Below are 5284 nucleotides of genomic sequence, written 5' to 3'. Positions count from 1 at the left end.
ACCGACTCGCCGCCATCGAGCGCGAGACCGACGTTGCCTGAGAGCTGAGCACGTTTATCTGTACTTGGCTGAGCACTTCAGGGAGTACGCGGACATCTGGCCGTGCTGGAGCTAATGAGTGAGTTGGAAGCAGCCCTGGCTGAGACCGCAGCCGACCCCTCCTGGATACGACGTGCTCGTGGGGGGCGTGGTCGGGCTTCCTTCGCTGATGTCCCTGCGGCTGCCGACGTGTTGCGCGGGCTGTTACTGGACGTCTAGGACACGGCGGTGACTCGACAGACGGTCGAGGCGCTCGCCTAGATAGGAACGGTGACCGCTCTGAGGCGCGTTGCTCTCGCGCTCGCCGCCGCTGACACCAATCAGGACGACTGGCTACACACCGGGGTGCATGACGCGTTCTTGAGAGCGGACGGTGTGCCTGACGGGGTCGCGGAGGCCTGCGCCCAGGGGGCCGGTGAACTGAAAACGCGCCACAGCCACCGTGTCTGCCCCCAGTTGACGCTGTAGAAAGGGGCGCCCTCGCGGAAAGAGCAACGTGAGCTATTACGCCGTAATAGCTCACGGGTGGGGGAGTGGTGCTCGGCCCGCAGGACCGAGCCTTCGTTCCTGCCCGCTGTTCGGGACTCGTACAACACGGCCGTTGACTATCTCCAACGCACCCCGCCACCCGCCGCGTTGGACCCCCTGTCCCGGGGGATGCCGACGGCCCTGGCCGAGCTCGTGCAGGCCGCTGGTCTGGAACCGGTCGCGGACCTCGCCGGGGGCGTCCGCCTTTGGTGTTGTTCTGTCACCCGAGATGATCGAACTGACACACGGCGCCTACCCGGGCCTGCGGGGCGGGGCTGTCCCAGGCCCCCCCGTTACCGTTTTCGTGGCTCCGCAATGGGGCCTCCGGCCTTCGGGTCCGGCATGACTTCCCCCTCCTGTTGTCGATGATCCGGGGGGTGGTGTCACCGGACCCGGAGGCATCGACGGACCGCTGATGAGGGGCTTGAGCACCGGCTTCACCCGAGCCGGAAGAGCTCTCCGTAACGTGGATGTGGCAGCTCGGTGCCCTGCCAGGGCCGGACGAAAGCGTGATGGAGGGGCCTGCACGTGATCGACACCAGCACCAGCGACGTCTTCTTCGGCCTGGACGTCGGCAAGGGCGAACACCACGCCACCGCCGTCACCCCGGCCGGGAAGAAAGCCTTCGGCAAGCGGCTGCCAAACACCGAGCCCAAGCTCCGCGAGCTATTCGCGAAGTTGCAGGCCAAGCACGGAACGGTGCTGGTCGTGGTCGACCAGCCGGCCTCGATCGGCGCCCTGCCGCTGGCTGTCGCGAGGAACATGGGCTGTCCGGTTGCCTACCTGCCAGGGCTGACGATGCGGCGGATCGCCGATCTCTATCCCGGCGAGGCCAAGACGGATGCGAGAGACGCGTTCATCATCGTGGATGCGTCCCGGACGATGCCTCACACGCTGCGGGCGATCAACGGCGACGACGAGACGACCGCCGAGCTGGAGATGATCGTCGGATTCGACGACGACCTGGCAGGCGAGGCCACCAGGGTCGCGAACCGGCTGCACGGCCTGCTGACACAGATCCATCCCTCGCTGGAGCGGGTGCTGGGGCCACGGTTGCAGCACCCGGCCGTGCTGACCCTACTAAAGCGGTTCGGGTCACCGGCCCAGATCCGTAAGGCCGTACGGCGCCGGCTGGTCACCCTGTTACGGCCGCAGGCGCCGAGGATGGCCGAGCGGCTGGTCGAGGAGATCTTCACCGCGTTGGACGAGCAGACCGTCACGGTCCCGGGCACCGACGCGGCCACGCTGATCGTCCCGAGCCTGGCCGCCTCACTGAAGGCCGTCCTTGACCAGCGCAAACTGTTGGCCGGGCGGATCGAGGAACTCCTGGACGCCCACCCTCTTTCGAAGGTCCTGACGTCGATGCCCGGCATCGGAGTCAGGACCGGAGCCCGCATCCGGATCGAGGTCGGCGACGGCAGCACCTTCCCGACCCCTGGCCACCTCGCCGCCTACGCCGGACTCGCCCCGGCGAAAACGCAGCTCGGGCTCTTCGATCCGCGGCGAACAGCCCTCCCAGCGAGGAAACAAGCAGCTCAAACGGGCCTTCTTCCTCTCCGCGTTCGCCGCCCTGGGCGACCCGGCATCGCGGGCCTACTACGACAAGAAGATCGCCCAGGGAAAGCATCACACCCAGGCCCTGCTCTGCCTCGCCAGACGCCGGACCGACGTGCTGTTCGCGATACTCCGCGACGGCACCTGCTACGAAACGCAGCCGTCTGCTGCAGTCACCTGACCTGCGGGTCTGCGAGAAGAACGACTCGGTCGGCCTCTACATCGAAAACGAGCACCGGATGGCCACGGTCGCCTTCCGGGTCCATCAGCACGGGCTTGCCCAAAAACCGCCCGATCTCCCGGAGGAAGCCTCAGACCACATCAAGTCTATCCTGACCCTGCAACTCCCGCAAGTCGACGTCGAAGTCGACTTCAGCGTCGGCATGAAAACGGAAGATCGCCAACACATCGGCAGTGGGCCAGACCCGCAGGTCCGGGCACTCTGCATCCGCAGGGCGGGACAGCACGGCCTCCGCCCGAGGCACCGGAAGCACCTCTCTCCCCCGGAGTACTGGCACTTCCAGCCTTTCTCCGCGACCAGATTGAGGACCGCCTGCCAGTCCTCCACCGAGGCATCCGGGACACGCACGTCCGGCAACGACCCCATCAAGTCCGGGTCGAAGAAGGAACTCACGTCATCCCACAGCAGATCAGCCACCCCGCCATGCTGCCCGGCACCCCGACCCGACACACCCCGTTTCCCTTGACCAAAGAGATAGGGGCACCCCCCCGGAGCGGGGCCGGCCCTGTTCGCCGAATTCCATCGCACGCTCATGGCCGTCCCGTGTCCTACGAGTCGTACCTTCTGCCTCTGGACCACATGGTTGGCCTGATGGGGCAGGCCGGACTCACCGCCACCGCGCGTCTGGAGCAAGAACCAAGTGGCCGGATGAAGAGACCTCATATCTGTGTTCTGGCGCGCAAGCCCGGGAGAGCCTGACGGGGCAGGTCGCTTCAGCCGAGCCAGGACGTGGGGGTCCGCGCGGCACGGATGGGTAGGGACCGTGGGGGAGTGGCTCGGCCTGTGCTCCCGGAGAGAAGCGCCCAGCCCCTCCCACCTGGACAACGTAAGCAGGGACCCACCAGGTTCACTCGTCGACCTGTCCAGCCAGCGAGCCGGGGCCTGATGGGGGGCGGACAGGGTCCGACCGGGACTGAGAGGGACTTGGCCCCTTTCGGTCCCTGGGCTTCCGTCCCTGGTGTTTGTGCAGGTCAGAGGGTTCTGCACGCACCCAGTAGGGACTGTAGGGACTCAACTCCGCAATTATGACGTAGACAAGAGATGTATTCGTACACGCGCGCGCATACAAAACCACATGTCAACTACCGCTCATAATGGCGAGGTTCAGTCCCTACAGTCCCTATCCAGGAGGGTTGAAAGCCTCTGACCTGCGGCGATGCCCAGGTTCTGTTCAGTCCCTCGGCAGTTTTACAGACCCTGCCGTTTGGTCCCTGGACCCTTTCCGTCCCTAGCTGTGCCCCACCCGCGCGGCAGGACACGACACGCCTCCTGCTCCTCGGTCCCTCCAGCCCCTAGGGTGGGAAGGGACCGAAGTTCGAAGGGACCCAAGGGACCCACGAACCTGATAGAAACGGCATGCGGGTTGGGACAGCCAACTTTTTGCGAACGTGGGCCTTACACTCTTTTCGCATCAGAGTCCCTTCGGTCCCTGTCGAGGTATCCGCCCCCGTCAGGTGTGTGAAGGATCGGGCAAAACAGAAGTGACGAGGACGATTCCTGTGCCGCGCGAAGGTGAGAACCGACAGAGTGCAGTCGGCGTCGCGCCCGCGTCCCTGCGCACGGTCGCGCGTTGGTGTGCCGCACAGGGATGGCCTGTGCACCCGCTGTCCCCAGGCAGGAAGACCCCCGTCGGGAATTGTTCTGCCTGTTCGGCGACCCGCCATGAGCCGGCCTTGTGCCCCTGCCTCCCCGCCGGACGTCCTTGCCACGGCTTTCATGCGGCCACCACCGATCCGGGCCTGCTGGAGCGGTGGTGGGAAGACACTCCTGCCGCTGGCGTGGGTGTCGCGTGTGGCCCGGCCGGGCTTGTCGTCATCGATGTCGACGCCCATCAGGTGTCTGTTGCCGACCGGGCAGACTTGCTGCCAGGTATCGCCATCCCCGAGCAGGTCGAGCTCGTCGGCCTGGCCTCTGGCTTCGACACGTTGGCTCTTCTGGCGGCCTATCGCGGGCAGGCCGATCCCGCGCAGGACGAGGGGACTTTGCGGGTACGCACACCGTCTGGGGGGCTCCATGTCTGGTACCGGAATCCCGACACATCCATCCGTTACCGGTGTTCGACCGGTTCCGGTCGGAACACGGCACTTGCCTGGCAGGTCGACGTGCGCGCCGAAGGCGGCTACATCGTGGCTCCGGGCACACGTACGCCCCAGGGTGTCTACCGTCCGGAAGGGACTGTTCGGCGTCCGGCGCTACTGCCGGAGTGGCTGCGCGCGGAACTCCAGCGCACGGGGCATGTCATCGAGGACCGGCCGTGTGTCGAGGTGGACGGGCGCGGTCCAGTGAGCATTCCGGCGGCTCGTGGGGGCCGGCGTCCGGGCGCTGCCCATCAGGTCATCGACCGGCTGATCGCCGTGGTCGCGGAGTGTGCCGCCGCCCCGCAGGGGACAGGTTTCACGGAGAAACTCAACAGGGCCGCCTACACCGCCGGCGGCCTGGTCGGAGCGGGGCACCTCGAGCACGCCGCTGTCAGGGACCGACTTGTCCGTGTCGCTCACTACGCCCGCCCCTGGCAGCAGTCCCGGAATGAAAAGATCGTTGACGACGGCCTTGCCGTAGGGTCCGTCCGCCCTCTTCACCTCAAAGGACGTCCATGAGCAGCAGTGCCGATGGCGCGCCGCGTTTTGACCCGCAGGCCGCCGCTCAGCAGATGCTCGACCTCCAGTCGGCGGACCTGGTCGCCGGTTCCGCCCGCCTGCCCGCACAGGGCTTCACCGGGGGCTCCATGGCTGTTCCGCCGGCTCAACCGGCCGCTTCGGTGAGCCCTGCTTTTTCGGTGGCCCAGGCCCCTCTGGGGGCCGTGGATTCTGGCGCCCTGCCCCCTTCCCTGTCCGATCGGGGCAATGCCCGGCTCTTCGTGCGGCTGTACCGTGACCAGTTCCGGCATGTGGAGGGCCTGGGCTGGTTCGCGTGGGACGGCTA

General features: G+C 66.6%; 1 protein-coding gene and 3 pseudogenes. 3 read left to right on the top strand and 1 reads right to left on the bottom strand.

Annotated elements, in window-relative coordinates; genetic code table 11:
• Nucleotides 1–1098: 1098 nt before the first annotated feature.
• Nucleotides 1099–2302 (top strand): annotated as a pseudogene (locus ABZT06_RS50120) (IS110 family transposase).
• On the opposite strand, the pseudogene ABZT06_RS50115 reads toward ABZT06_RS50120, so the two are convergent.
• Nucleotides 2295–2779 (bottom strand): annotated as a pseudogene (locus ABZT06_RS50115) (hypothetical protein). The pseudogenes ABZT06_RS50120 and ABZT06_RS50115 sit on opposite strands and share 8 nt — an antisense overlap.
• Before the next feature lie 971 nt (nucleotides 2780–3750).
• Here ABZT06_RS50115 and ABZT06_RS50110 point away from each other — a divergent pair.
• A complete protein-coding gene (locus ABZT06_RS50110) occupies nucleotides 3751–4959 on the top strand; it encodes a bifunctional DNA primase/polymerase (RefSeq protein WP_355756526.1) in 1209 nt (402 codons plus the stop codon).
• Nucleotides 4956–5284 (top strand): annotated as a pseudogene (locus ABZT06_RS50105) (hypothetical protein); the annotation flags it as partial. The gene ABZT06_RS50110 and the pseudogene ABZT06_RS50105, both read left to right, overlap by 4 nt.

It is taken from the genome of Streptomyces sp. NPDC005483, from assembly GCF_040606035.1.
Taxonomy (GTDB): Bacteria; Actinomycetota; Actinomycetes; order Streptomycetales; family Streptomycetaceae; genus Streptomyces.
The sequence above is the reverse complement of the archived record's forward strand: the minus strand, read 5'-3'. Positions and strand labels throughout refer to the sequence as shown.